3 protein-coding genes are annotated in these 1,458 nt (G+C 62.3%); all 3 read right to left on the bottom strand.

What is annotated here, in order from left to right; genetic code table 11:
• Positions 1–437: glutathione S-transferase family protein (locus tag EN906_RS34035; RefSeq protein WP_164777600.1), on the bottom strand; the 437-nt coding region annotated here is incomplete at its 3' end.
• 84 nt (positions 438–521) lie between these two features.
• A complete protein-coding gene (purQ, locus tag EN906_RS34030) occupies positions 522–1,190 on the bottom strand; it encodes a phosphoribosylformylglycinamidine synthase subunit PurQ (protein WP_127269903.1) in 669 nt (222 codons plus the stop codon).
• Between the two features lies 1 nt (position 1,191).
• The gene (purS, locus tag EN906_RS34025; RefSeq protein ID WP_023810342.1) at positions 1,192–1,434 is read right to left on the bottom strand and encodes a phosphoribosylformylglycinamidine synthase subunit PurS; all 243 of its coding nucleotides are present in this window, start codon (positions 1,432–1,434) and stop codon (positions 1,192–1,194) included.
• Positions 1,435–1,458 lie beyond the last annotated feature (24 nt).

Genomic DNA, 1,458 nt, shown 5'->3' with positions numbered 1-1,458 from the left:
AATGGGCCCTGCGCCATGCGCGCCTCGATTGCCGCCAGCCCGTGATGCAGGCGGGCAAACTGGGCGTCGATCTCGGCATTGTTGCGCTTCGGCACGAAATGGAGCTCGAAAAGCTTCATCGTCGGGGTCAGCACATCGAGATCGGTGATGCGGGCGAACATGCGCACCAGTGCCCGGTCCTTGGAATCGGGCGGCAGCAGCGCCGGCTCCGGAAACCGTTCCTCGAGATATTCGGCGATGACCACCGATTCGACGATCGTCTCGCCCGAGCCGGTGATCAGCACCGGAATCCGGTTCATCGGTGAGATGGCGCGAAACTCTTCCGGGATGGGAAAACCGGGCGGCGGCGCGATGATCTTGAGTGGTACGTCCTTGATGTAGGCCAGTGCCCGCACGATCGACGAGTAGGGCGACAACGGCCGCGAATAGAGTTTCATGACCGTCTCTCTCCCCAATGAACCAGACTTGCTCCAAAGAGACAGGAATGTCCGGCTGTTTTCAAGCTGTTCGCTTCGATATCGTCAGGCTGCGATGCCGAGGGCGCTCTCGAACAGTCCGCGGCCATCGGTGCCGCCATGGGCTGCTTCGATCAGGTTTTCCGGATGCGGCATCAGCCCGAGCACATTGCCTTGGCTGTTGACGATGCCGGCAATGTCGTTGATCGAGCCGTTGGGGTTGGTGCCCTCGGCATAGCGGAACACCACCTGGCCTTCGCCTTCGATACGGGCAAGCGTGTCGGCGTCGGCGAAATAATTGCCGTCATGATGCGCGACCGGCGAGCGGATGATCTGGCCCGGCTGATAGCGGCGCGTGAACATGGTGTTGGCATTGGTGATCTCGAGCTTCACCTGCCGGCAGACGAATTTCAGCGAGGTGTTGCGCATCAAGGCGCCCGGCAACAGGCCGGCCTCGACCAGGATCTGGAAACCATTGCAGACGCCGATGACCGTAACGCCCGCGGCCGCTTTTTCGGCCACCGCCCGCATGACCGGCATGCGCGCGGCGATCGCGCCGCAGCGCAGATAGTCGCCGAAGGAAAAGCCGCCCGGAATGGCGATCAGGTCCACATCGGGGATTTCGGTGTCGGTCTGCCACACGGTGACCGGCGGCGTTCCCGAAATCTTGGTCAACGCCGCGATCATGTCGCGGTCGCGGTTGAGGCCGGGCAGAAGGACGACGGCTGCTTTCAATTTAGGCGATCTCCACCGCGTAGTTCTCAATCACCGTATTCGCCAGCAGCTTGTCGCACATGGCCTTGAGGTCGGCTTCGGCCTTGGCCTTGTCGCTTTCCGCCAGCTCGACGTCGAAAACCTTGCCCTGCCGCACCGCGCCGACGCCGCCGAAGCCAAGGCCCGACAATGCGTGTTCTATCGCCTTGCCCTGCGGGTCGAGCACGCCGTTCTTGAGGGTGACGGTAATGCGGGCCTTGATCACGCTGGACATGCTCCTGTTCTGAGT

Source organism: Mesorhizobium sp. M7A.F.Ca.CA.004.06.1.1 (assembly GCF_003999135.1).
Taxonomy (GTDB): Bacteria; Pseudomonadota; Alphaproteobacteria; order Rhizobiales; family Rhizobiaceae; genus Mesorhizobium.
The sequence above is the reverse complement of the archived record's forward strand: the minus strand, read 5'-3'. Positions and strand labels throughout refer to the sequence as shown.